The 22,362-nt window shown below is 54.8% G+C and carries 31 protein-coding genes and 1 pseudogene; 5 read left to right on the top strand and 27 right to left on the bottom strand.

What is annotated here, in order from left to right:
• Nucleotides 1-47: 47 nt before the first annotated feature.
• The 22 genes from POTG_RS08790 to POTG_RS08895 form a co-directional block, all read right to left on the bottom strand.
• Nucleotides 48-791 (bottom strand): phage head morphogenesis protein, encoded by a 744-nt coding sequence (locus tag POTG_RS08790; protein ID WP_036644861.1) that lies wholly within the window; start codon nt 789-791, stop codon nt 48-50.
• Nucleotides 775-2,325, bottom strand: coding sequence for a DUF935 domain-containing protein (locus POTG_RS08795; RefSeq protein ID WP_009224470.1), 1,551 nt, complete (start codon nt 2,323-2,325; stop codon nt 775-777). The genes POTG_RS08790 and POTG_RS08795 overlap by 17 nt, the downstream gene beginning before the upstream one ends.
• Before the next feature lie 18 nt (nt 2,326-2,343).
• Nucleotides 2,344-4,107, bottom strand: coding sequence for a phage terminase large subunit (terL, locus tag POTG_RS08800; RefSeq protein WP_009224471.1), 1,764 nt, complete (start codon nt 4,105-4,107; stop codon nt 2,344-2,346).
• Complete coding sequence (locus tag POTG_RS08805) at nt 4,100-4,657, bottom strand: phage protein Gp27 family protein (protein ID WP_036644863.1); 558 nt, start codon at nt 4,655-4,657, stop codon at nt 4,100-4,102. Before POTG_RS08805 ends, terL begins: the two co-directional genes overlap by 8 nt.
• The gene (locus POTG_RS08810) at nt 4,657-4,965 is read right to left on the bottom strand and encodes a hypothetical protein (protein ID WP_009224473.1); all 309 of its coding nucleotides are present in this window, start codon (nt 4,963-4,965) and stop codon (nt 4,657-4,659) included. The genes POTG_RS08805 and POTG_RS08810 overlap by 1 nt, the downstream gene beginning before the upstream one ends.
• Nucleotides 4,955-5,263 (bottom strand): hypothetical protein, encoded by a 309-nt coding sequence (locus tag POTG_RS08815; RefSeq protein WP_009224474.1) that lies wholly within the window; start codon nt 5,261-5,263, stop codon nt 4,955-4,957. Before POTG_RS08815 ends, POTG_RS08810 begins: the two co-directional genes overlap by 11 nt.
• 1 nt (nt 5,264) lies before the next feature.
• Nucleotides 5,265-5,687 carry a hypothetical protein gene (locus POTG_RS08820; protein WP_009224475.1) on the bottom strand — a complete coding sequence of 141 codons (423 nt, stop codon included), beginning with the start codon at nt 5,685-5,687 and terminating at the stop codon, nt 5,265-5,267.
• Between the two features lie 124 nt (nt 5,688-5,811).
• Nucleotides 5,812-6,120 carry a Mor transcription activator family protein gene (locus tag POTG_RS08825; protein ID WP_009224476.1) on the bottom strand — a complete coding sequence of 103 codons (309 nt, stop codon included), beginning with the start codon at nt 6,118-6,120 and terminating at the stop codon, nt 5,812-5,814.
• 54 nt (nt 6,121-6,174) lie between these two features.
• Complete coding sequence (locus POTG_RS08830; RefSeq protein WP_036644865.1) at nt 6,175-6,921, bottom strand: DUF1906 domain-containing protein; 747 nt, start codon at nt 6,919-6,921, stop codon at nt 6,175-6,177.
• A 129-nt stretch (nt 6,922-7,050) separates the two neighbouring features.
• Nucleotides 7,051-7,281, bottom strand: coding sequence for a hypothetical protein (locus POTG_RS08835; protein ID WP_009224478.1), 231 nt, complete (start codon nt 7,279-7,281; stop codon nt 7,051-7,053).
• Entirely contained in the window at nt 7,281-7,706 is a 426-nt protein-coding gene (locus tag POTG_RS08840; protein ID WP_009224479.1) for a hypothetical protein, read from the bottom strand. Before POTG_RS08840 ends, POTG_RS08835 begins: the two co-directional genes overlap by 1 nt.
• Nucleotides 7,707-7,713: 7 nt before the next feature.
• The gene (locus POTG_RS08845) at nt 7,714-7,902 is read right to left on the bottom strand and encodes a hypothetical protein (protein WP_157273374.1); all 189 of its coding nucleotides are present in this window, start codon (nt 7,900-7,902) and stop codon (nt 7,714-7,716) included.
• Between the two features lie 223 nt (nt 7,903-8,125).
• Nucleotides 8,126-8,977, bottom strand: coding sequence for an ATP-binding protein (locus tag POTG_RS08855; protein WP_036644866.1), 852 nt, complete (start codon nt 8,975-8,977; stop codon nt 8,126-8,128).
• Nucleotides 8,865-9,227, bottom strand: a complete 363-nt coding sequence (locus tag POTG_RS08860) for a hypothetical protein (protein WP_036644867.1) — start codon at nt 9,225-9,227, stop codon at nt 8,865-8,867. Before POTG_RS08860 ends, POTG_RS08855 begins: the two co-directional genes overlap by 113 nt.
• Before the next feature lie 5 nt (nt 9,228-9,232).
• Entirely contained in the window at nt 9,233-9,385 is a 153-nt protein-coding gene (locus tag POTG_RS24285; RefSeq protein ID WP_009224484.1) for a hypothetical protein, read from the bottom strand.
• Nucleotides 9,378-9,791 carry a regulatory protein GemA gene (locus tag POTG_RS08865; RefSeq protein ID WP_036644868.1) on the bottom strand — a complete coding sequence of 138 codons (414 nt, stop codon included), beginning with the start codon at nt 9,789-9,791 and terminating at the stop codon, nt 9,378-9,380. Before POTG_RS08865 ends, POTG_RS24285 begins: the two co-directional genes overlap by 8 nt.
• A gap of 9 nt (nt 9,792-9,800) precedes the next feature.
• Nucleotides 9,801-10,313 (bottom strand): host-nuclease inhibitor Gam family protein, encoded by a 513-nt coding sequence (locus tag POTG_RS08870; RefSeq protein ID WP_009224486.1) that lies wholly within the window; start codon nt 10,311-10,313, stop codon nt 9,801-9,803.
• Nucleotides 10,314-10,327: 14 nt separating this feature from the next.
• Complete coding sequence (locus POTG_RS08875) at nt 10,328-10,657, bottom strand: hypothetical protein (protein WP_009224487.1); 330 nt, start codon at nt 10,655-10,657, stop codon at nt 10,328-10,330.
• A gap of 13 nt (nt 10,658-10,670) precedes the next feature.
• Nucleotides 10,671-11,657, bottom strand: coding sequence for an AAA family ATPase (locus POTG_RS08880; RefSeq protein ID WP_009224488.1), 987 nt, complete (start codon nt 11,655-11,657; stop codon nt 10,671-10,673).
• Between the two features lie 16 nt (nt 11,658-11,673).
• Nucleotides 11,674-13,746: a Mu transposase C-terminal domain-containing protein gene (locus tag POTG_RS08885; protein ID WP_009224489.1), complete on the bottom strand. Its 2,073-nt coding sequence runs from the start codon at nt 13,744-13,746 to the stop codon at nt 11,674-11,676.
• An 84-nt stretch (nt 13,747-13,830) separates the two neighbouring features.
• On the bottom strand, nt 13,831-14,193 hold the full coding sequence (locus POTG_RS08890; RefSeq protein WP_009224490.1) for a hypothetical protein: 363 nt from the start codon (nt 14,191-14,193) through the stop codon (nt 13,831-13,833).
• Nucleotides 14,194-14,268: 75 nt separating this feature from the next.
• Nucleotides 14,269-14,484 (bottom strand): hypothetical protein, encoded by a 216-nt coding sequence (locus POTG_RS08895; RefSeq protein ID WP_036644869.1) that lies wholly within the window; start codon nt 14,482-14,484, stop codon nt 14,269-14,271.
• A 207-nt stretch (nt 14,485-14,691) separates the two neighbouring features.
• Between POTG_RS08895 and POTG_RS08900 the strand changes: the two genes are divergently transcribed.
• A complete protein-coding gene (locus POTG_RS08900; RefSeq protein ID WP_036644870.1) occupies nt 14,692-15,636 on the top strand; it encodes a S24 family peptidase in 945 nt (314 codons plus the stop codon).
• Nucleotides 15,637-15,911: 275 nt separating this feature from the next.
• Here the strand turns inward: POTG_RS08900 and POTG_RS23770 are convergent, their stop codons facing one another.
• Nucleotides 15,912-16,103: a hypothetical protein gene (locus tag POTG_RS23770; protein WP_009224493.1), complete on the bottom strand. Its 192-nt coding sequence runs from the start codon at nt 16,101-16,103 to the stop codon at nt 15,912-15,914.
• A gap of 110 nt (nt 16,104-16,213) precedes the next feature.
• Here POTG_RS23770 and POTG_RS08905 point away from each other — a divergent pair.
• Nucleotides 16,214-17,098: pseudogene (locus POTG_RS08905) on the top strand (deoxyguanosinetriphosphate triphosphohydrolase family protein); the annotation flags it as partial.
• A 52-nt stretch (nt 17,099-17,150) separates the two neighbouring features.
• On the opposite strand, the gene POTG_RS08910 reads toward POTG_RS08905, so the two are convergent.
• Nucleotides 17,151-17,720 carry a thymidine kinase gene (locus POTG_RS08910; protein WP_009224495.1) on the bottom strand — a complete coding sequence of 190 codons (570 nt, stop codon included), beginning with the start codon at nt 17,718-17,720 and terminating at the stop codon, nt 17,151-17,153.
• Between the two features lie 145 nt (nt 17,721-17,865).
• On the opposite strand from POTG_RS08910, the gene POTG_RS24290 reads away from it, so the two are divergent.
• Nucleotides 17,866-18,057: a hypothetical protein gene (locus POTG_RS24290; RefSeq protein WP_198136181.1), complete on the top strand. Its 192-nt coding sequence runs from the start codon at nt 17,866-17,868 to the stop codon at nt 18,055-18,057.
• Between the two features lie 8 nt (nt 18,058-18,065).
• On the opposite strand, the gene POTG_RS08915 is transcribed toward POTG_RS24290, so the two are convergent.
• From POTG_RS08915 to POTG_RS08920, 3 genes are all read right to left on the bottom strand, one after another.
• The gene (locus POTG_RS08915; protein ID WP_009224496.1) at nt 18,066-18,632 is read right to left on the bottom strand and encodes a 5' nucleotidase, NT5C type; all 567 of its coding nucleotides are present in this window, start codon (nt 18,630-18,632) and stop codon (nt 18,066-18,068) included.
• A 170-nt stretch (nt 18,633-18,802) separates the two neighbouring features.
• Entirely contained in the window at nt 18,803-19,027 is a 225-nt protein-coding gene (locus tag POTG_RS23135) for an NAD-dependent epimerase/dehydratase family protein (protein ID WP_332306501.1), read from the bottom strand.
• A gap of 18 nt (nt 19,028-19,045) precedes the next feature.
• Complete coding sequence (locus POTG_RS08920; protein ID WP_009224497.1) at nt 19,046-19,984, bottom strand: aldo/keto reductase family protein; 939 nt, start codon at nt 19,982-19,984, stop codon at nt 19,046-19,048.
• Between the two features lie 209 nt (nt 19,985-20,193).
• Here POTG_RS08920 and POTG_RS08925 point away from each other — a divergent pair, with 209 nt between their 5' ends.
• Together POTG_RS08925 and POTG_RS08930 are read left to right on the top strand one after the other, a co-directional pair.
• Nucleotides 20,194-20,538, top strand: coding sequence for a winged helix-turn-helix transcriptional regulator (locus tag POTG_RS08925; protein WP_009224498.1), 345 nt, complete (start codon nt 20,194-20,196; stop codon nt 20,536-20,538).
• Nucleotides 20,539-20,558: 20 nt separating this feature from the next.
• Nucleotides 20,559-22,334, top strand: a complete 1,776-nt coding sequence (locus POTG_RS08930) for a glycerophosphodiester phosphodiesterase (RefSeq protein WP_009224499.1) — start codon at nt 20,559-20,561, stop codon at nt 22,332-22,334.
• Nucleotides 22,335-22,362: the final 28 nt, after the last annotated feature.

The following is a 22,362-nucleotide window of genomic DNA, read 5'->3' on the forward strand; positions in this document are numbered from 1 at the left end:
TAATTTGAATCAGGAGCATTTATACCCCGGAACACGCAAAAACGATTCTAGGGCGTTTTAGAGGCCCGCTCCCTTTGCCGCCTTTCATACGCTTTTCGAAGGGCGGGAGGGTAATCTTTCAGATCAGGCTTGAACGCGTTCTTGGCCGGATTGGTCGCGAACTGCGGGTCAGGCAGAATGTTGACGAACCGACCATTTACTTCCGCCGCCACCGGCGGCTCCGTTTCCACTTTCAGGCCACGCTCCCGAACCTGCCTTTCCGACAGGGTGACGACGCTGCACCGGCAGCGAAAGCCGTTGGGCGGATACCACGTGTTCCAGATCGGATCGTCCGCCCGGAATACCCGGCCATCCATCGCCAGATGCGAAGGCCGCGTCCTCTGATCGTTGACCGCGTCATACATCCAATAAGGCCGCAGCTTCATGACCTCGGGTGACGTCATCTGCTTGTAGTGGCCGACCTGATACGCCGTCTGCACGTTCGTCCGGAAGATGTTGTCCGCCTGAAAGTTCGTCAGCCCCGTATAGCCCCGTCGTTCCAAGAAGTCGTTCATGCTCTCCTTGAACTCTTTCAGCGTCAGCCCGTCCTCGATGGCCTTTAGCAACTCGTCGTGAAACTTTTTCAAAATCTGAATCTTGGTGTATCCGGATACCGTGAAGGCATGGCTTTTGTACTCTTCCGCGAGCTTCTGGAACTCGCTCGCCGTGACCGGCAACTTGTCGCCGAAATACTTCACCGCCTCCTCGAAGACGATCTCTTTGTCCGTCAGCAGATCAAACAGATCGTTCATTTTCCTTCACCCTTCCAAGCAAGTCCGCCCAGAACAGCGACTTTTGCAGCAGATCGTCGAGCGCCTCATTATCCATCTGGCTGTACAGCTCCGCGACGAAAGAGTCGTCCGACAGCTTGTCCTTCAGCTCCTCCAGACTGTCCGTTTTGTCAAGCAACTTGAGAACAGGGGAGAAGATTTCCGCGAACAGCTTGCCGCTTTTCCGGATCGCCGCATCGGCCAGCTTGTCCACATTCTCCTGCGTGCCGAGCTTCTCGTCGCCTGCTTTGTTGGCGATGAGCAGGGAGGACGGTTCGGCTTTCAGCGGCAGCGCGGAAGGGGTGGGCGGTGCCGCCACTTCTTCGCCCGCCTCCGGTTTGGGAATCGAGAACTTCTTGTACAGGTGGCTCGTCGGGATTTTGAGCCCGATTTCGCAGATCAGCTTCGTGTAGATTTCCGCTGCTTCTTTTAAGTCGCCCGCCTCTTCGCAATCAAAGCGGAGGTAGGGGATGCGGCGGTCATCTCCGAAGTTGAAGTACACGAGCGGACGAATCAGATCGCGCCGCAGCGTCGCCGCCAGCGCCTTGCAATCGGCGACCGTCAGATCGTGGCGTACTTCGTTGTGCGTCTTCGATTGCGCGTAACTGCCGCCGCCGGAGTCGCTTGTGAGCGTCTGGCCGAGTATCGCCTTCGAGATTTGTTCGTCGCAGTATCTGGCCAGCGACTCGTAGACGTTGATGCTCGTGGCCTTGTTCGACTCCTTGAAGTCGATCTCCGTGCCTTCCGGAATGATGCCTGCCGCGTCGCTGCCGATCTGCACAAGCGCCCGCATGAGCGCCGCCTTGTCCTCCTCGGATGCCGACGGGTTGTATTTGCCGAGCCTAAGCGGCATCCCGAACACTTCGCAGAAGCTGACCCAATCCTTCAGGTCGTAGTTTTTGAACAGATACATCCATGCGACGACGCGCAGGACGCCCGCCCGAGAGGGATGGCCCGACCTTGCCTTGTAGCGGTGGATGATGAACTTGTTTTCCGGCAGCTCGATCCCTTGCGGGAACTCCAGCGTCTGCACCTTGAGCGTGTCCGTGTTGTCCCAGAAGAATTTCTTCTGATGCCTCCACTTGATGTCCTTAATCGTGGAGTGGCCCTCGGAGTAATCCCAGATGATCTCGCTGAAGGCGATGCCTTTGCCAATCGCGTCCAGCAAGTCCATGAACACATCCTCGATGCTTTCCAACCCTTCGATTTCTTGCCGGACGAACTCGGCGATCTCCTTGTCTCGCGCATCGTCCGAAAACGGGATGATCTCGAAGTCAAGCCCCGTCACCGCATTCTTTCGGGTCTGGAGTTGAGAGAACAGATGCGGGTCTTTTTCCTCCATTTCCTCGAACAGCTCCATCTGCCGCATCACATCGCCCGCGTCCGCCTCCCGGAAAATTTGCGCGAGCCGCTGCGGGGTGAGGCCGTTCGAAGGATAGCTCGAATATTTGTCATGCACTTGCGCGACAGCGATCTCCAGAAGGTTCGGTTTGCGTGGACTGTTTCGTTTGGCCAATCGGTTTCACCCCCTCCTTTAGTAGCCGCCGCGCCGGAACTTTAGCGCCCGGCTGATCACCGATTTGTATTCCGTCCGGTTCGTCGTCTTGATGTCGAGCGCCAACCGCACGGCCATTTCCAAGGCGTCCGGGCCGTCGTCGTTGCGGCCCATCGGGTACTCCTTCATCTGCTGGAGCAGCGTCTTGTGGCGGCGGCTGAACTTCAGGTATCGGTTTTTGACGAACGGTTGCAAGGAGCTGATCCGGACGTCCTTGTTCTGCACGCTGCTGATCTCCACGATGGGGAGGTACTCGCCCGCCTCGGCGCTTTTCTTGGCCATCACGTCCTTGAAGTAGTGCTGAAACTGCACCGTCTCGACGCCGAACTTCATGAGCGGCTTCTTAAAGTCACGCCGCAGCCGCTTGTTCATCTCGATGGCGTCGTCGATGATCACGTCCGGATGCCGCTTTTCGATTGAGGCTTCCAGCACGTACATGTAGCCGCTGACCGTATCCTTGGCGATCACGATGATCGAGGACGTGTCGCTCTTCTTGTTCTTGCCGAGCGATGGGTCGTTTGCCCCCACAAACACGAATTTGCTGGCCGAAAAATCGATTGACGGATCGTCGTCGTAGAAGTCGAACCATTCCTCGTTGAACGTGCAGGAGTCCGGGTCAATCGGGTCGTTCTGGATCTCCGAATTGAACGATGCCTCGCCCTCGGAAATGCGGATCACCATCAGGTCGTAATAGGAGAGCTTCGCTTCCCAAAGGACTTCCGTGCCCTCCAGCATGTCGGCCTTGTTGTCCTCGAAGAACGCCCTCGCTTCCTCCTGCCGGTGCGGATTGTCCAGATCGGTATAGATCGCTTCCCATGCGTCCCAAAGCGCCTGATTCTTCGCGAAGCTGATGACGCCGCGATACTTGACCGAATGGTATTCCGGATTCTTCAGCACCTTGGAGAGTAGGGAGTCGTAGTGCAGGATAGTCCCGATATACACGATGTCCGTGTACGTGTCGCCCGCCTTTGAAACCGCCTTGTAAAACCAACTCTCCAGTTTCTTGCGCTGTTCCAACGTGTTGACGTTCTCGTCGTTTTCCACGTCGTCGAGCACGATCAGATCGGGCCGCCAGTTGCGATGCCGCCGTCCGCGAATCTTCTTGCCGCTGCCGATGGCTTCGACCTTGATGTCGGTCGAGGTCAGGATGACGCTGCTTTTCCAAACCTTGCCCTTCAAATTGCCGAAGTCCTCGCGGATCGCCGCGTTTTCCTCAAGCTCTGTCTTAATGTCGGTGAGAAATCCCTCAGCCTGCTCGGAACTGTCCGAGAGGATGATCGGATAGTGCTTGTATCCGTAGACGATGGCGTGCAGCGTGTCCTTGAAGGTGAAGTTCGTAGACTTGGCATGCCCACGAGGCGCTGCCGCTGCCCGACGGCACCCTTTGGCGCGCGAAATCCGAAGCTGGTCGGTAAGCGGGTTCAGCCCTTTCATGACGCCTTTCGTCCAGATCGCGTCGAGCTCTTCGTGGAACTTCGGCGATTCCCGCACGAAATAGTGGGGGAGATACGCCCGCCCGAAGTAGCCGAGGTCGATGGCAGCGAGCCGCTTCCGCAAGCCGCGCGATCCCGTCAGCTCCGCGCCGCTTTTGTATTCCTTCCAGAGCTGTCTGCGCAGGTCGCCGTGTTCTTCGTTGCGCAGGCAGTACGCTTCGAACAACTCTTTTTGGAACTGGGCTGATTCCTTTTCCTCGCGGCCAATATCCTCGTCGAGCTGCCGAATGTACTCGTCGAGCTTAATCATCGGCCATCATCTTTTCCTTGGCTTTGGAGAGCACGGCCTTCAGCTCGGCGGCAAGCTGCGGGTCGGACTTAATCGCGGCCATCAGATCGGCTTCCATGCCCGCGAAAGCCAGTTCGATCTTCTTCTGCATCTCCTGCCGGACGCGATCTTTGTACACCTTCGTCCGGGAGAGGGCGACCATGACGCGCGCCGCTTTATCGAGCGGCATCTCGTCCCACTCTTCTTGCGCTTGGGCCAGCTTTTTTGTCAGCTCTCCGGCCATGATCTGAAGCCCGCCTTCGGTGTAGTCCGCATCCGGGTTCTTCTTGATCAGCTCGATGAGCGCCTTGGTTTGCTCTTGCGCCTCCAGAAGCCGCTGCGTCGCTCGGCCCACGCGAAGCGCATATCGCCCGATGGCGCTCTTGGAAACGAGGAAACCCTGTTCGTACAGGTATTCCGAAATTTCCTGATACGTGTTTCGGGTATCCGCCAACATCGCGTCCACTTGGTCTTTGATGTGAAGGGGCAGATCGTCCACTTTCGAACGTGTGCGGCGTCGTTTGTCCGCCATCAGATGTCCACTCCCGGATCGTCAGGGCGTGACCCTTCGATCAAGTCCACACCGTCCACGGTCAAGCGGATCGCCGCGTCATTGGCATACGCGTTGTAGCTGTTCACTTTCTTGTTGGTGAATTCGATGTACCCCTTGTTCACGAGGTAATCCAAGTGCTTCGAGATGTCCGGCGAAACGATGATCCCGTCGGAAATCATCACGTTCACGAGCTGGCGGCAAAGCAGCGTGTTGTTGAACCCCTTGGCCAGCGAGCGCAAAATGTACCCGCGAACGGCCTTGTTGTGGGCGATGTCCCTATCGTCCATAACCCGATCCTCCTTTCAGCAGCCCGTCGTAAATTTTGTCCAGCTTGTTGTCAACGTTGTTGAGCGCACGGATGAAGTCTTCCCGCGTCACGTAAATGAACGGGAGGTCAGAGCGCAAGTCTTCGAGCTCTTTCTTCAACTCGATGAGCTTTTGCTCCATCTTCTCTTCCGTCTGATCGACGCGCTGGCTGTTCATCCGGATTTGTTCCTTCATTTCGGTGATGGTCGTTTTCAGGAAGTACCCGATCACGCCGATCCCGAGCATGGTGGCCGTTTGAATGATCCAGGACAGTTCCAAGCTAGATGGCCTCCTTTAGCTCCAAAACCTTGGCTTCGATGGTGTTGCGGATATACGTGTCCAGATCGCCGAGCGTACCCTGTAGCGCTTGGAGATATTCCGGTTCCAGCGTCTGCACGATCTCGTTGTAGGCTTGTTTCGCGAGCTGCTTCAGTTCCTCGCGGCTCGCTTTGCCACCCTTGACCGCCTCGCGCAGCTCCTTGGCCGTCGTCTGCTCAATGGCGCGCACCGTCTTGGTGGCCACATCGTCCAGCCGTTTAATCGCCATCAGCACCAGATTCCGCTGCTCGTCGCTTTTGATCTGCTCCGCCTCGGCTTGCACCTTAGCGATGCCCTTGCGAATGAAAAAGAGCGCGTAGGTGCCCATCAGCGTAATGACAGCCACCGAAAGACTGTGCAGGACGTCTTGAAGGGTTTCTTGCATGGTTATTCCTCCTTCGCTTTGGCAAAATAAAAAAGCTACCTGTGCAGGCGTATCGCCTATCTACAGGTAGCTTATACCAGCTTTCGCGATTGATTTAGTTGGAGGAGTCCACGACAACGGCCCTTCAGAACAGGGTAAGCTGTCGGTCGTCCTCCTCGGGCACCGGCTTCAACCCCTCGCAAATTTCCCGGATCGTCCGCTCGTTGAGCGCGTACTTCTTTGCCAGTTCATGATGATTACGACCGTCGTACTCTTCGCGGATTTTCTTGTCGCGCACGGGGCGCAAGAAGAAGGAAGGGGCTGGGATGTAGAACTCATCGCCGTGGACGTATTCGGCCAGCTTCAGCAGATTGTCTATGCCAATCAGCTCGGCGATGGGTCGATATCGCTCCGGTATCATCTCCATCGTCAGTTCTTTTGCCAGATGGTTCACGGCGTCACCCCCAATTATAACCTGAACGTCAAACGATTGAATAGCCCTGCGGGCTTAGGACTGGACGGGAATCCCTGCCGCCTTGCGGACTTCGTTGGCCAGACGGTGGAACTCATCCCGCGCTTCCTTCGATTCGGTGGCCTTCCAAGCGGCACCGAGGAAGGCGATGATCTTTTCGGCGTCTTCCGGTTTCATCTTCGGTTTCACCCCCCAAAATCCTTCATTTCCATAGGATTCGTTCAAGTCCAACGCGAGGTTGATGCCCGGCAGCCTCGTGTCGTTCTTGTGCTGCCAGATGTTTGCGTGCTGGCTGCGCTTGCCACGACTCCATGCGTAGGTCTGCCAAAAATGCTGCGCCGCTCCGCGCCGGGCCATTTCTTCGATGACGGCGTAGGAGCCGTAGACGCCGACCGCGTAGCCTTTCACTTTCTTTGCCGCCGCCCGCAAATACTGTTCGATGGCGTTGAAGTCCTTCGGCTGCGCGTCGTAGTCAACGGCAAAATAAATCGCGCTGCCGGGCGGCTGGCCAATCAGCACGGCCTCGTTGTACGCTTCTTGGCCGTCTACTTCTCCGGCGGCTGCGCCGCCAGCAGGGCGCGAGGCGGTAGTTTCGAAGACGGAGCCGATCTGCATGCCCGCCGCCTTGATGCACTCGACTTCCGCTTTCGTCAGGCGCTTCCATGCGTAGCGTTGCGGGACGAGGTACCGGATGACGAACTCGTATCCCGCCGCCGCGATCTGCTTGGCGAGCTGGGCGGTGAGGGGAGTGGCGCAATCAATCCCTTTCATCGCGTCCTTCATCCTCCTTTCCGATGGGTGTAACGATGGCTCCTTCATGGCCGCAATCTTCGCAAACGAATTTGCCGACGCCTTTCTCGAAGGAGCCCACGAATCGTTGATCGCCATAACACTTCGGGCAGATATCCATGTTCATGCTCCTTTCGGTTCAAATTTGATTTCAAGACGGCGAGCCGCCTCATCGTATTGGATTGACTCGATCACCCGGTCGCCCTCGCGCTCAAGCTGAAGGTACAGGCTCCGCAGGCTCACCGCCGCCGAGGAGGCGGTCAGGTGCGCGCTGGGGAAGAGGACAAAGCAGAGGTTGGGGTTTTTCGGTGTGGCGAGGAGGTTCGGTTCGGTCTTCGTTTTCTTCGTGGCCATCAGTCGACCACCAACTCGATGCTTTTGTTGTTCTTGATCAAATGATTCTTCAGCGAGCGGAAGGAAGTCCAGAATGGTTCGTAATACACGTATTTGTTCTTGGCCTGCATTTCTCTGAACATGCGTTTGGAGATTTTCTTGATGTTGGCCATGTCCTTTCTGGAGTAAAAGCTTCTGCTTTTCGGGCAAAAGAATCGGCGTCGCTCCTCGCAATCTTCGATCAACCATTTGCCGTCGATCTTCCCGTTGATATAAACGGCAATCGCGTTGGTGAATTGTCCGGTGCGCTGGAGTATGAGCGTCAGCTCGTATCCGTCGCAAACGAGCTTCACCGGGTCATAAAATCCTTTCAGCCTTCGCTCGATGTCTTTCCAGTCCTGCGCAGATACAGCACGCGTCACGCGCTGCTTTTCAGCCGTTTCCATTCAAATTTCAATCCCCCTTTACTCCCAAATGCGATAAAGCAATTTCGATATGTTCGAGAGCGAGGCTTGTTGCCGCGATGTCCTCCGGATCGCGCTCGTTCGCAATCAGGTACATCCGCGCCGTCTCGGCTTGCTCCCGCGCCTTGTTGAGCGTTTTGATCAGACTGTTCCTGCGGCTCTGGTCATGCTTGTTCACCCGCACCCCTCCTTAGATGTTTTTGTCAGCGATTTTGAGAACGCGCGGGCAACCTCTTTGCCTTGTTTGGTCGAGAGTACGATCACATAGCAGCGCAGATCGCTGTTCCAGCGGATGGTATTGCGCCCTCGTCCGAGACGGTCACACAGCTTATGGAGGTTCCGGGCGCGTTCGGCTGATACGTAAACATTGCCCCTTGTATCTTGAAAGACCGTGAGTCCTTTCATGCCATCAGCCCCCGAAACCGGTAGTCCAGCGCCAGCGGGTCTTCGCCTTCGCGCAGGAGCAAATTGCCGAGATACATTTTGCCCTTCGGACTGCGCGTCCGCTCGAACAGTCGGCCCGCCGTCGCTTTGGAGAGGAAGCCGATCAGCTCTGCGTAATATTCGCTCGTGTACACGATGGGGAGCTGCTTGCGGTACCGATAGTCGACGATCCCGTAAAATTCCTTCACCCATGTGTCCTTCTGGCTCTCCTTGCAGATGTCATCCACGACGAGCAGCTCGCAGTTGTAAATGCGCTGGCGAATTTCCTCGACCTTGTACGCGCCGTCCGGATCGTTGTAATGCGCAAACCATTCGGTGAAGCTCTGCACCCAGTTGAAGAAGAGCGGGTAGACGCCGTATTGGATCAGCGGGGCGACGGCTGCCGTGATCAGATGCGTCTTGCCCGAGCCGCTCGTGCCGAGCAGCCCGAACCACGGCACGCCGCGCAAGTCCTTGCCGCTCTTCACGCGGGCGACGAGACCGTCGGAATATTCCTTGGCCAACTCATACGCCGCCACGACGCGCGGATCGAGGCCGTCGAGACAAAAGTTGTCGAACGTCTTGTGCATCGCGTCCTCGCTCATGTTCGTGGATTTGAGCATACGCTTCAGCTTCTTGCGTTCGAAGCATTCGCAGCGGTACGCGATGTTGCGATCCGGGTCGAAGATGACGCCGTCGTCCCGGCACTTCGGGCATTCATAGACCTTGGAGTCTTCGGCGGAAGGCTGCTTCGGCGCTGATGTCGCGTTTGCCCGCGCTGCTTGCAGCCGTTCCATCATGCCGGACAGCGCTTCTTTCATTCCCTGCATAAGCCGACCCTCCTTTCAGGTTGCGAAGGATGCCGCGTGTGTAGTTCTCCTTGATGTTCGGGTGCTTTTGCATATGGATGCGGAGTGCCCGAACGACCAGCTCCGGGTCGTACTTCGCCCAGTATTCCATTTCCCTGCGCTTGATGCCGTCCGAGATTTTGCCCGTGGAACGGGTAAAGCGCACGGTTTCCCAATACGCTTCGATAACTTTTTGCTGTTCCGGCGTGTATCGGTCAAGCAAGTTTGGCACTTGGGTTATCCTCCTTTCGCATCGCGTTGATCGTTCAGTTTCCATAAGTACAGCCGGGAAAACAACTCCATTTCCCGCGTCCATCTGGCCGCTGAAATATCCTTTAGCCGTTCGTATACATCGCGGTAATCGATCACGTTGTTGTGCTGCTTATCCATGACGGCGACGCTCCGACCGCAGGACGCCTTTCAGCGATTCGATCAGCGCCCCGGCTTGATTGAACGTGAGCCATTCCAGACGGACGATTCCGCCGCAGTATTTGTCCATAAACGCCTGAAGGCGCTTCGGGTTGTCAGTCCAGCCCAATTCGCGTTCCAGAGCGCGTATCTTATGAATCTGCCCCGGCGTCGCCATGCCGGGGCGGCGGATCGTCGCGGCTCGCGTCGGCTGCTTGCCGCCGGTCAAGTGGTCAATCACATTCGCGGCCTGCTGCGAGGAAAGCGCCTTGATGCTGTCCGAGCCGGTCACAGCGTGAACCAGCTCGTGCAGCGTTTCGTTATCCATCTGGCGTTCCCGCGCCAGCGCGTAAATCTTCTTGATCTGCGGGTAGGTGATGCCCTTCATGGCGGCCACCTACAGATCGGCGAGTTTCTCGCGGTCTACCTCGTACCAAAACGTATCCTCGACCGTGAGCGACGCCCCGACCTTCAGGATGTCGTTTTCCGGATACTTCTTCAGGTTGTCCTTGTCGATCTTCTCCGGCGGCTGGATGATGCAGTCCGTCATACCAAACTCCTTGAGGCGGCGGATGACTTCCGCGAGCTTGGCCGCCGCGCGCGGCAGCACGATCTTCGTGCTCTTGCGGAAGCCCGTCCGCCCGAAATTAATCTCTTTCGTCTTCTTGTTGCCGAGATCGTCGCGATTCGCTTCTACGAATGCCTTCATCTGGAGCTCCAGCAGCTTGATGCGTTCCTTGTGCGGCTTCGCGCTCATTTCGGCGGCGAGCTTGATGTCCGAGATTTGGGCGTTCATTTCCGCCTCGATGCGCTCGATGGCGAGCTGGCACTCGCCGATCTCCTTCAGCGTCAAATCCACGTCGTCCCAGCTTTTGAGTGCCGGTTGATCCGGTATGCGTACTCTTGCCATGGGGAAATTCCTCCTTATTCAAAATTCGCGAATGCGCCGGGGTCTTCCGTGCCTTGCGAGACCGGGCGACCGTCCCGGCAGAGAACGGTGATCCCGCGCGTGTGATACAAATCGTTTGCCTCGCCGATGGTCATCCGTCCGAGTCGATCCAGCTCCTCGCGCGGCATGATCTGGTCGCAGACGGCGGTGTAAGGCGTGCGCTCCAGCGCGCGGCAAACTTCCTGCTCGCTGATTCCGGCGGTGATCGCCGCGAACCGCACCGGCGCAGGAAAATGCTTGACGTGCGCAAGGAAGACGTACAGGCGGCTGATGCCGCTTTCGTAATACGGGCTGATCATGGCCATGTGGCATTCCTCCTTATAACATCATCATGTTGCTGGCTTTGGCGATCAGGTCGGCGGTGATGACGGTCGTGCTTCCCGCGCCTTCGCCAAGGACTTTCAATCGGCGCAGGACGTTGTTCAACGTGCGATCCAAGAGACGGAAGCAGCCGTTTTTCGGGTTGGTGGCGCGGACGATCATTTCCTGAATCGCTTCTTCGTCAAAGTTGTAACTCGCGAGGAACCGGCGAACCTCGTCCGGCGTCAGCCCTTTGAGCGATACGTAGAAATCGACCCGGTTCGCAAAGCGTGTGATGTAGCTTTTGATCTGCGCTTCCAGCTTCGGTTCCCCGGCGATGATCAGCCCGACGTCGGACTGGTCGAAGATGGAGCGAAGGATTTCCATCTTCTTCTGGCTGTACTTGCTGACGAGCTTGTCCGCTTCGTCGATGATGAGCAAATACCCCGGATTCACGTTGAAGAACTCGCGGATGCCGTTTACGCGCTCCCAGATCGTGCCGTAGCTGATCGGAAGGCCCAGCGCCTTCTCGATGGCCTTGACCAGATCGCGCTGCCCCATCGTGTCGTCGCATTCGATGTACGCGACTTTCGGCAGCTTGGCATAATACTTGAGCGTGTAGGTCTTGCCGAATCCCGACTTGCCGACGACGATGCCCAGCCCCGTAAATTCTTGGCATGCTTGGCACGCGCCGATGATCGCGGTTGCATCGCGGCTTTCGATGAAGCCGGGCTTCGCCAGCGGCTCGTTGACCCGTTCGCTTGTCGCGGCCACTTCGCCGCCGTTGGCGACGATGAAGGCGGTGATCGCTTGCTCGATCTCCGTCGGGTCAGAAGGGTATTTCCCGCTCAGGTATTGCGAGAGCGCGGGGCGCGAATAGTTGATCGCCTTCGCGAGCTCCGTAATCGTCATGCCTTTCTCGTCCATCAGGCTCTTGACCTGAATTGCCAAGGCGGTCGGCGTGCCGCCGCCATGAATCGGATAAAGGGTTGCTGTTTCCGCCATATCAATCCCTCCATTATCAACTCAATTTGCGGAGCGCGGCGAGCGTTTTCTCCGCTTTCTTTTGATAGAAATGATCCACATCATTGCTTGCAGCCTTGGCCGCTTTCCGGGAGCGCAGCTCTTCTTTGAACTGCTGGTCATCCGGCAGCGCGATGACTTTCGATGCGCCCGTATTTTGCGGCTTCTCGTTCTTGAAGATGAACCCGGCCACGTCGTTGCCGTATCCTTCGAAGTTTGGATCGCGCTCTTCCAGCGGCGTCGTGTAGTAGGCGAGCTCGTCCAACGTCCGGCGGAGCTGGCGCTTCTGCATTTTCAGATGCTCTTCGAGCGCCTTTTGCGGAACCTTCGGCGCGATGAGGAGCAGCTCTTGGCTGTACGCCTCGCAAATCTTCTCGCCGTCCGTCGTGTACACGTAGAGCTTGGTCACGTCGTTCGGGTCCCACTTGATGTCAACCTTTTCGCCGATGTAGTGGCAGAGCTCGTCGGCCCGGTACTCGTAGCCGAATTTCTTGATCCCGATGTTGCGGACGAGTACGCGTTCGGCCTTCATCATCAGGATCGTTGCGTAGGACTTCGGCGGCGGCGCTTTTATGTAGCGCTCCTCGGCATTTCGGAACACTTCGATGGGCGTATGCCATTTTTCGCCTTGATCCTTCAGGCCCCGATGGAACGAGTGGTGATACTCATCCCGCCACTTGCGCCACAGCTCGCAAAATTCCTCGAACGAAATCAGCTCGTCCTGTTCGAGCATCTTCTGGATGTCCTTCTTGACTTTCGCCGACGTTTTCTTGCCGGTCAGCGTGCCGGTGTAGCTGGCGAACCACTTTTCAAACTTGCTGATCAATGTACCGAAGAAGCGTTCGATCTGCGCCTTCGACCAAGGCTGGTACGGCAAGCTGCGCATGTCATCCTGAATGCCGATGCTGCGGTAGAAGCCTTTCGTCTCGCTGTCGAAGCTGACGCGCTCGCTGCGCTTGCGTCCGGTCATCGTCTCGGCGGTGTAATCCTTGCCGTTGTCGATGAGCAGCCACTCCGGCACGCCGCCGATCTCGCTATACAGCATGTTGAGCAGCGATTGCTTCAGCACTTGCGAGTTCGGCTGGACGCAGATCACGTCGCCGACGATGCACCGACTTCGCGTATCGACCCACGCCACGAGCTGCGGCCGGATCGCCCTGACCTTTCCGTTCGGGTACGTGTACTTGACCCAGAGGTCGAAGTGGTGGCTGTCGCCTTGCACCAGTCCCATTACCGGCAGCGCCCGCGTATTGCGCGACGCTTTGACCATGCGCTGGTTCTTGAACTCGCGCAGCCCTTTTTCGGCGAGCAGCCTTGCGTTCTTGCCGCGTTTCACATTCATGAGATAGTCGATGTAGCGGGCGACCGTCGGGTACGATGGAATGTCCCAGCTATTCGCCGAACCGACTTTCATGAGCTTGCTGTACAACATTTCCCGCGTGCCGTTGTTCTCGGCGAACGCGCGGTCGAACCACAAGTTTTCGATGAACGCCCTGACCTCCGGCGTGAGCGACGGAAACGTATGCTTTTGCTTTGGTTTGCGGCAGAGTGCCAGCACCTTGAAGAAATCGTAGTTGCCTCCGTCCTGCTTGTTCATCTTCATTGCCCACGCGCTGGCTTCGAGATAGCTTTGTGCGTATCGGTAAAGCGTCCGCCAGCTCATGCCGTGCGATTCGGCAAAGCGGGCAGCGAACTCGGTGCGGTCGCGGTCTCCGTAGTTGAGAAACTCGCGAATGATCTTGGCCCGCTCGACCGCTTCGTAATATTCCTTGCTGTTCTTCTCGATGTATGCGGCAAGGTCAATGCCGACGTACCACGGCATTTCCTCTGTGCTGGCGTTTTCTTCGATGACCACGTCCACACCATCTATGCTTGCAGCCTTCTTGTATGCTTGCCTTGCTTTTTTGCTTAACGATGACAACGCGATCAACACCCGGTCTTTCCCGCCCGAGACTGGCTCGGTTTTCGTCCGGAAAGCTTTCGGGTTGCGCTTGATGCGCTGGATCATTGTGTTGTACTTCACGTTTTCAAGCCCAGCGGCTTCTTCGAGCGTGATGTATATTTCTCCCAAACGGTCTCCTCCTTTCCAACGAACTTGCAACTGTGTATAATGGAGGGGAATCAGCTTTCCGCATGATTCGACCGAAGGAACGGCTCAGCGCTGATGAGTCGTTCCTTCCTTTTTGGTAGCCGAATCACCAGATTGCCCCTCCGTATCATGCGACTCCGCGCGCTTTTTTTCGATGGCTTCGGCCAGCTCGTTGTGTCGTTCATACAGCTTCTGAAGCTCCACATCCAACGCTTGGAATCTTTGGTTCCAACGTTCGCGCTCGATGATGGCCTTCTTTGCTTCTTCTTCCAGGGCGCGGATTTGCTGGTCGATGATGCTTTGATGGAAAACCAGATAATCCACTTTCAGAGCCAGTTCGATGGTGCAGGGTGCAGCGTTTATCAGCATTCTACGGCTGATGATATCGATGGGGCGTTCCCCGGTCGGCAGTTCGTTCTTTTCCTTCATGGCGTCCCACCTCCTTTCGCGCGATATGCTTGTGTCCCCCTATTCAGTTTTCAAAGAGCATGCTTGACGACGCGGTTACTCTGCCCGTTTCTCCGGGAAGTTGCCGATGCCGAGAACGCGCTCGATCTTCTCACGGTGCTTGGTCGCCTTGCGCGCCCCGGTCATGATGTCTCCCAGTCGGTTTTCCGGGATGTCGTACAGTCGGCAGAATTCCCGCTGATCCATTCGCAGCTCAGCCAATCGTTTCTTGATCTCCCACCCGAATGCCGTGATTGGCCGTTTACGTGCCATCCTATCGCCTCCTTCGACAAACTTAGTGATAGCCAGTTTACTCACATTTGCGTTATACTTTTGTTGGGAATCTACCACCCAATAAAATGTTACTCCTAATATTGAGTAATGTCAATAGAAATCCTCCTGTTTGCGAGTAAAAATTTCCTTTAATTGAGTGCTGGTTTTTGTGTTTTCACAATTGTGAGAGAGGGGTTAGTGATTATCATGTTGGATTCTATAGGCAAGAGGATTCGTTATCTGAGAAACGAAGCAAAAATTTCTATGGACAAGCTTGCTGAAAGCATAAACTCAAGTTCAAGTACCATCACTTATTGGGAGAATGATCAGCGGCTTCCGAGTGCGGAATACATTATTGCTCTTGCAAAATTTTTTAATGTCTCTACAGATTGGCTGCTAACTGGTAAAGAGAATGCTTTCAAAAGATCGGAAGATAAAGCATTTGTTGAAGGCGTGTTAGAAGGATTAGAAAAGTCACAAAAAGAGCAGACACCTAGTGATGACAAAGGAACGTCCGCTCTTTTTTTTCGTGACAAGTGGGAAACTACTTCCCACTTTGAAAAACTGATAGGGGAACTGGACGAGAAGGATCGCGCTTTTATCAAACGATTCATCGAGCTGGCACTTTTTGAGAAGCAACACAAGAATGAGGAGGCCGCCGCGAGAGAGGAACACGCGGTAACGTCAGTTCAATCGAAGCAAGATCAACCGGCTCTTGAAGAAACCTCTGCGGAACATGTGGAGGAGACCCTCGTCCCTCTGGTCGGTAAGACAGCAGCGGGGATCGAAAAAACGTACTACGAATTCATTCGCGGGTACGTCCCGATCCCGAAAGAGGTCATCAAAGGAACATGCTTCGTCTTAGAGGTTGATGGGGATAGCATGAACGGAGACGGTATTGAGCACGGGGACTTCGTCGTCATTAAACAGCAACCGGTTGTAGAGAATGGCGATATCGCGCTGCTTCGAATCGAAGATGAGATCACGCTGAAGCGTATTCAGCGAGAAGGCGGGAAGATTATCCTTGTATCATCAAACCCCGCCTATCCGAAACGAGCTGTACCCGAACGAAATGTTCAGGTGGTCGGGAAATACATATACAAAATTCGAGGGGAAGAAGGGAGGGCAAAACTTCGCGAAGAACCGTTCTGACCCCCTTATTTTCTTCCAATTTTTGATTGGTTTTCAGCTATTTCTTTGTCACTTTGAAGCACTAAAATTTTATGTCAAGAAAAAAACCGCAAACCCGCGTCACGACTGCAAAGTGACAGGGTTTTGCGGTTTTTTCTAAAATGTCACTTTGCTGGACTAAAGAATTCGGCTTTTTGATGGCGTTTTTTGACGTTTCATTAACACCCCATTAACGGGCGCGTTATTTCCGAAATCCCTTGATATGCTTGGATTTTCCCGCCCTTCGCATTTTCGAATTAACGCCGAATAACGGCCATTAACGTCCCGTTAAAACGGCGCGCCGCTTTTTGCTCCCGCTCCAACTGTGGTAAAATAGCAGCACGAAAGTAAAAAGCGCGGATTCCCTTGTGTTTCAAGGCTTCCGCGCCTTTTGATTCAAATTTTGCGACCTCATCGGCCCGTTTTTTCATTCTCAAGATTTTTGTCACAGGTTTTCCAACCTCATCCCACCAAATCCCTAGTAAAATCGGGTTTTCCCGCGTTTTCCCGGTTCGTTTTTTGGTATCTCGTTTTTGTCATTTATTTTGAGAGAGTACACCTGGAGAAGCGGGAAAACATCGACGGGTTGAACTTATCCGATGCGGTGCTGCTTGGAACAAATAAATACCCTTATCCCGGTACGATCAACAAGAAAGGGTTATATCTGCATGAATGGGAGTACATCTCCTTCATTCGCGACCGCTGGGGCATTCCCGAAGGGAAGAAGACGTTTGAGGCGCAGCTGATGGACCTTTGCGACGACATCGCTTATTCGGCCCACGATCTCGAGGATGGCATCAAGGCGGGAAAAATCGAGGTGCACGAGCATTTCCTCAAGGACTCGCACATTCAGAGACTGATCGTCGAGAAAATCATGACGTTGGAGGATGCTTGCTGGGCGGGATGGCAGCCGCAGCAAATTCAGGTCAAGGTGGCCGAGGTGCTGGACGATTTCCTGCGCATCTGGAATGTCAAAATGCCGGTGTGTGATCATGACTATTCCCGCACGCGCCGGGAGGTGAAGGCCTATTGGGTCAGCCTGTTCGTCGGCTGCCTGGGAGTTATCGATGACGGCGATTGGCAGAAGGTCACGTTCGTGAAGGACGGGCAGGAGGATAAGGATATGCTGCGGACGGTGAGCGTGCTGAAGAGCTTCGCTTGGGTGACGATGATCCGCGATTTGCGGGTCCAACGGCTGCAGAAGCGCAGCGCATGGATTATCAAGCGGCTGTGGGATGCCTTCGTGGATCCGGAGACAAGCAAGTCGATCATTCCCGGTGACTGGCTGCGCCGGTTTGACCGGGATCAGGCCAAGCCCAAACCGATCTGGACATGGGAGCATATGATCATCGATTATATTGCCGGCATGACGGACGCCTATGCAGAAAAGATCTACAACGAGCTGTACGGGCTGAAGGTGGGCACGATTTACGATATGGATTAAAAACGACGAACGGACCGGCGTTAGCCGGTCCGTTTTTTTAGATTCGGAAGTATTACAGCGGCGGGTTGGCGTGGCATTTCCGGCATACCGGGTAATACGACTCGTTGCCGCCGATTTGGATCTGCTCGCCGGTGTAAACGGGTTTGCCGTTCTCCACCCGCAGGTTCATCGTTGCTTTGCGGGCGCAGAACCAGCAGATCGTTTTCATTTCCTCGATTTTGTCCGCATAAATCAGCAGCAGGCGGCTGCCCTCGAACAACTGGTTCTGGAAATCGTTTTTCAACCCGAAAGCCATCACGGGAATATCCAGCTCATCGACGATGCGGACCAGCTGCTTAATGTTGTTCTCACCGAGGAATTGGCATTCATCGACCAATACGCAGTATAAGCGCGGGGTATGATTTTTGACAATTTCGAAGAGGTTCGTGTCCGGATAAATCGGAATAGCCTGCCGGCGCAATCCAATCCGCGAGGAGACATAACCAACCTCGTCACGGTTATCGATCGCCGAAGTAAAGAGCAGCACCGGTTTGTTCTGCTCTTCATAATTGTGGGCAACCTTCAAAATTTCGATAGATTTGCCGCTGTTCATTGCTCCGTACTTGTAAAATAATTGTGCCAACGATGACGTCCCTTTCTATTCGTTCTATCGCAACCATGCTCTTTATTCTAGCATACTTCGATTCGGTTGTTGGATAGGCTGGCGCGAAATTTGGAGATATTCAGCGCCTGGAAAATGTTACATCGCTGCATCAAAGAGCTGCGGCATGTCCTGGAGGGGCTGGTTTTGGAGCCGCCTCGGATGCAGGCGGATTCGGAGCGGGAAGCTGAGTTTGGAGACGCCGTTCCGGTCCAGCATCGAAATCGAACTGCTGGAGGAAGGCGTAGAGATCCGCCATGCCGTAAACGTGTCCTTCGGGGAAACAACTTCGGCTCCCATCCGGGGGCATCTGCAGTAGCCGCTGAGCTATTCCCTTGGGAAACGTTCAGCCAACAGCTGGTTCACCAAGTCGCTCATGCCTTCCCATGAATCCTTCATGAGGAATTGCTGCTGAATCGAGGCGTTCCACGGGCGTGGGATCCCGATGGTGAGCCGGCCAGCTTCCTTGGCAGGCTGCAAATTATGCGGCCCGTCATCGATTATCAGGTCGAAGTCCAGCAGCGTTTTTCGCTTGGCGACGAAGAAGTTCTCAAACGGGATAAACGGCATCCAGCGTTGCAGCCAGTTCCATTTTTCCTGTACAGATGAGGGGCGGGCGGCCGTAACGATGATCACATCATGCTCCTGCGTCATTTTGCGTACTTCCTCGACGGTATGCTCATCAAAGATCTCCAGCTCCTCATACAAGCCGGGGCGTCCGAAGAAGAGATCTTCATTACACTCGGGATGCCAGATTTGTGTCATATCAAAGCTGGTCATTTGGTCCATGGTGAGCTGACGGTCGGGAAACTGCAGATTATGATAGTAAATCGCTTTGGGCACGAGATGGCATAGGGTATCGTCCATATCGATGGCTACAATGTGTTTGCGCATAACGGAAATCTCCTGATTCGATGTATTCGTTGATTGGTATGACTTCCTCTAAGATATCAGAAAAACGCGGTTTTGGGATACAGTAAGGCTAGTAAAAAAAGAACCCGGCTCCATATCAACGGAACCGGGTTCTTCTGCATGAACAGCCATAGGAGGTTTACAGCTTTACTTCATGCGCAGCGGGAATGGCAGCGAGATGAACAAGCGCGTCCGCTCCGGCCAGCGCACTGTAGCATTCGCCAAGCTGCTCCAGATCGGCGCTCAATGTCGGACAGACCGGGTCTTCTAAATGGACGGATGTCTACGTTCAGCACGTCATATCCGTGTTCGACGAATTCGCGTACCACATAGCGTCCTAACATCCCGCTTCCCCCGGTAACTACGACTTTAGCCATGGCTGCTTCGACTCCTTCTTAGTTCAGAATCTCTTCGATCCGCGTCAGCACGTCCTCGCTTAGTTTGATGCCGGAAGCTTTGGCGTTCTCGATCACCTGTTCCGGACGGCTGGCGCCAACCAGTGCGCTGGCCACGTTGTTTTGGCGCAAAATCCAAGCCAGGGCCAGGTTACCTACCGTGATGCCAAGTTCAGCGGCAATTCCCTCAAGCTGCTTCACCTTGGCGATGTTCTCTTCCGTAATGCCTTTGCGAACCCATTCCAGCTTGGCTGCACGGCTGTCCTGCGGAATATCGGTTGCAGATGTATATTTACCGGTTAGCAGACCTTGAGCCAGCGGAGAGAAGACCACCTGGCCGATGCCGTGACGTTCGCTGACCGGGATGACTTCCTTCTCGATATAACGATTAAACATGTTATATACCGGCTGATTCACGACGATGCGATCCAGCAGGTAACGATCGGCCAAGCCAACAGCTTCCGCAATTTGTGAGGCTTGCCATTCGCTGACGCCGGCGTACAGGATTTTGCCTTGACGGATCAGGTCATCGATCGTGCGCAGCGTTTCGTAAAGCGGTGTCTCCGGATCGTGACGGTGGCAATAAAAGATATCGATATAATCATGGCCAAGACGCTTCAGGCTGGCATGGACCTGCTCCATGACGTGCTTCCGCGACAAACCGCGATCGTTAGGTCCATCCCCCATCGGCCAGAACGCTTTCGTAGCCAATACATAGGATTCCCGGGGGTAAGCTTTAAGCGCTTTGCCCACCAGCTCTTCGGCGGCCCCTTTTTCGTATACATTGGCGGTGTCAAAGAAGTTGATCCCTAGATCGTAAGCGGTTTTGATCGATTTCTCCGCGTTTTCACGTTCGACGTACCCGCCGTAAGTCAGCCAGCTTCCCAAGCTGATTTCACTGACTTTGAGGCCGCTTCCGCCTAGTCTTCTATATTCCATGTTTCATCATCCTCCTTGAGCATTTGTGTTGGAACCATTTTCATTCTATAAAAGTTCATATACAATTGAAAGAAGTGAAAACTCCTTCACTAAATTATATCTGTGATACTTACTATAAAAAGTATAGTGCTCTATAGCGAACCTATATCGCCTGAAATAGCAACTCTTATACATCACTAAAGCAACACTTCCAGGGGAGGTTTTTACGAATGAACAGCATCCGCAAGGCTAGCAATTACATTCCGAAAACGCCGGAGCATATCGAATGCAATATCGAAAAAACGTTGGACGTCCTCGGAGGGAAATGGGCGTTCCTCGTGATCCGCGAGCTGTTTGGAGGGACGCTGCGCTTTGGGGAGCTGCAACGCCGAATCCCTCAAGTGAGTCCACGGGCGTTAACCAGTACGTTGCGCCATCTGGAGGAGAAGGGCGTACTGGAGCGTACAGTGTATCCTACCGTTCCCGTGACGGTCGAATACACGCTTACGCCGAAGGGGATGGACTTGCATGTCATATGTCATGAGATGAAGGTTTGGGCTGCGCGGTGGACCTGATGGAACAGGGAAGGGGGTCCATGCTTAAACTGATCGGCAGAAGCATCCGTGACTTCCGCAAGTATTCCGGTAAGCTGCTGCTGTTTCAGCTGCTGTATATGCTGGCCACAAGCGTCTTTGTCCTGCCGGTTACGACGTTCCTGTTCAACCGGGTTCTCCGGGTGGTCGGCTCCGGTTCCCTGTTGAACGGGGAGGTTTACCGGATCGGGTTGAGCTATAAAGGTATGGCGGGACTGACTCTCATCGGGCTTGTTGCCTCTTTTACCCTGCTGATTGAATTGTTGGTCCTCATCGTGCTGATTCAGCAGCGCTTTTTTGGCAAGTCGATTGCCATTTCTGATGCTGTGTTAACGGTGCTGCATAAAATGCCCAAGCTGTTCGGGTTTGGCGTATTCCAGCTGCTGCTGTTGTTGCTGCTCTTGATTCCGTTTGTGGACTCGCCGCTGTCGGCTTCGTTTTACGCGTTGTTTAACGTGCCGATCTTCTTGAACAATCAAGTGCTGGATGCCTCATTCACCATGACCGTAGCTTATCTCGTGCTGATCGCAGGGCTGCTCTATACTTTGCTCCGCTGGATTTTCGTCCTGCATTGTATCGTGCTCGAGGATATGAATCTCCGGCAGGCGGTTCGCCAAAGCCATGAGCTGACGCAAGGTCGGCGGTGGCGGCTGTTTGGAACGCTGCTTCTGTTTAACTGTACGGTGGTCGGGGTCACCTCCGCGGTGGTGACTGCCCTTGGGCACATCCCTTCCTGGCTTGATCTGGATGTGCTTGCGTTGGTGTCCCAGCACTATTCACTGCCGGTTACGACGGTACTGGCTTATCTGCTGGAGCTTCTGCTGCTGCCAATCAACCTGTTCGTGCTGACGAGACTTTATTATGCGTTGGGCCGCTTAAAATGGATTCGGCCAAGGGATCAGCTGCAGGTGCGCCGCAGCCGAATCGGTCGTCTGGAGAACCAGATCGTAGATTGGTGGAAGGGGCTAAAGTGGAAAAGGATGGTGTATGTCCTAAGCGCGACCCTTTATATTTCGCTAGCGCTGCTGATCGGTTTGCGGGCGAACGAGAGTCTCGTCTACGCAAAATGGAACGTGCAGATCGCAGTGCATCGCGGGGATACGTCGAATGCTCCGGAAAATTCGCTGCCTGCCCTGATCTCCGCGATCGACAAAGGCCTTCAAGTCGTGGAGTTGGACGTGCAGTTGACCAAGGATGGCGTCGCTGTGTTAAACCACGATTCCGACCTGCGACGGATGACAGGCTTGCGGAAGCGGATCGCGGATATGAGCTTCAACGAAGTGCAGCAACTGAGCATCGGCATCGATGCGAACGGTTATCCGATACATATCCCCTCGTTGTCCAGCGTGCTCGCCGAGGCGCAAGGGCGAATCAAGCTGCTGCTGGACCTGAAGCCCAACGGCTCCCCTAGTGAAGCGCTGGCGGAGGAGGTTGTCCGCCTCATCAAGGAAGCTGGAGCCGAGGAAGAGGTGAGAGTGCAATCCTTCGACGGCGAAGTGCTTGGCCGAATCCGTGAATTGGCTCCCGAGATCAAGATCGGGCGAATTCTGTTCTTCGCCCTCGGAGATCTATCGGTGCTCGACGTCGATTTCTATACGATTGAGCAGGTGATGTTAACCGATTTCCTGGTGAACCAGGCCCATGCCGACGGCCGCGAGGTTTGGGTGTGGACCGTGAATACCCGGAGGGACATGAAGGAAGTGCTCAAATATCCGATCGACGGCATCATCACCGATTATCCGGAGACCGCCCAGTCGATGGTAGAAGTGGATCTGTAAATGGTGAAGGCGCCGGTTTCTGGCGCCA

It is taken from the genome of Paenibacillus sp. oral taxon 786 str. D14, from assembly GCF_000159955.1.
In the GTDB taxonomy this organism is placed as follows: Bacteria; Bacillota; Bacilli; order Paenibacillales; family Paenibacillaceae; genus Fontibacillus; species Fontibacillus phoenicis.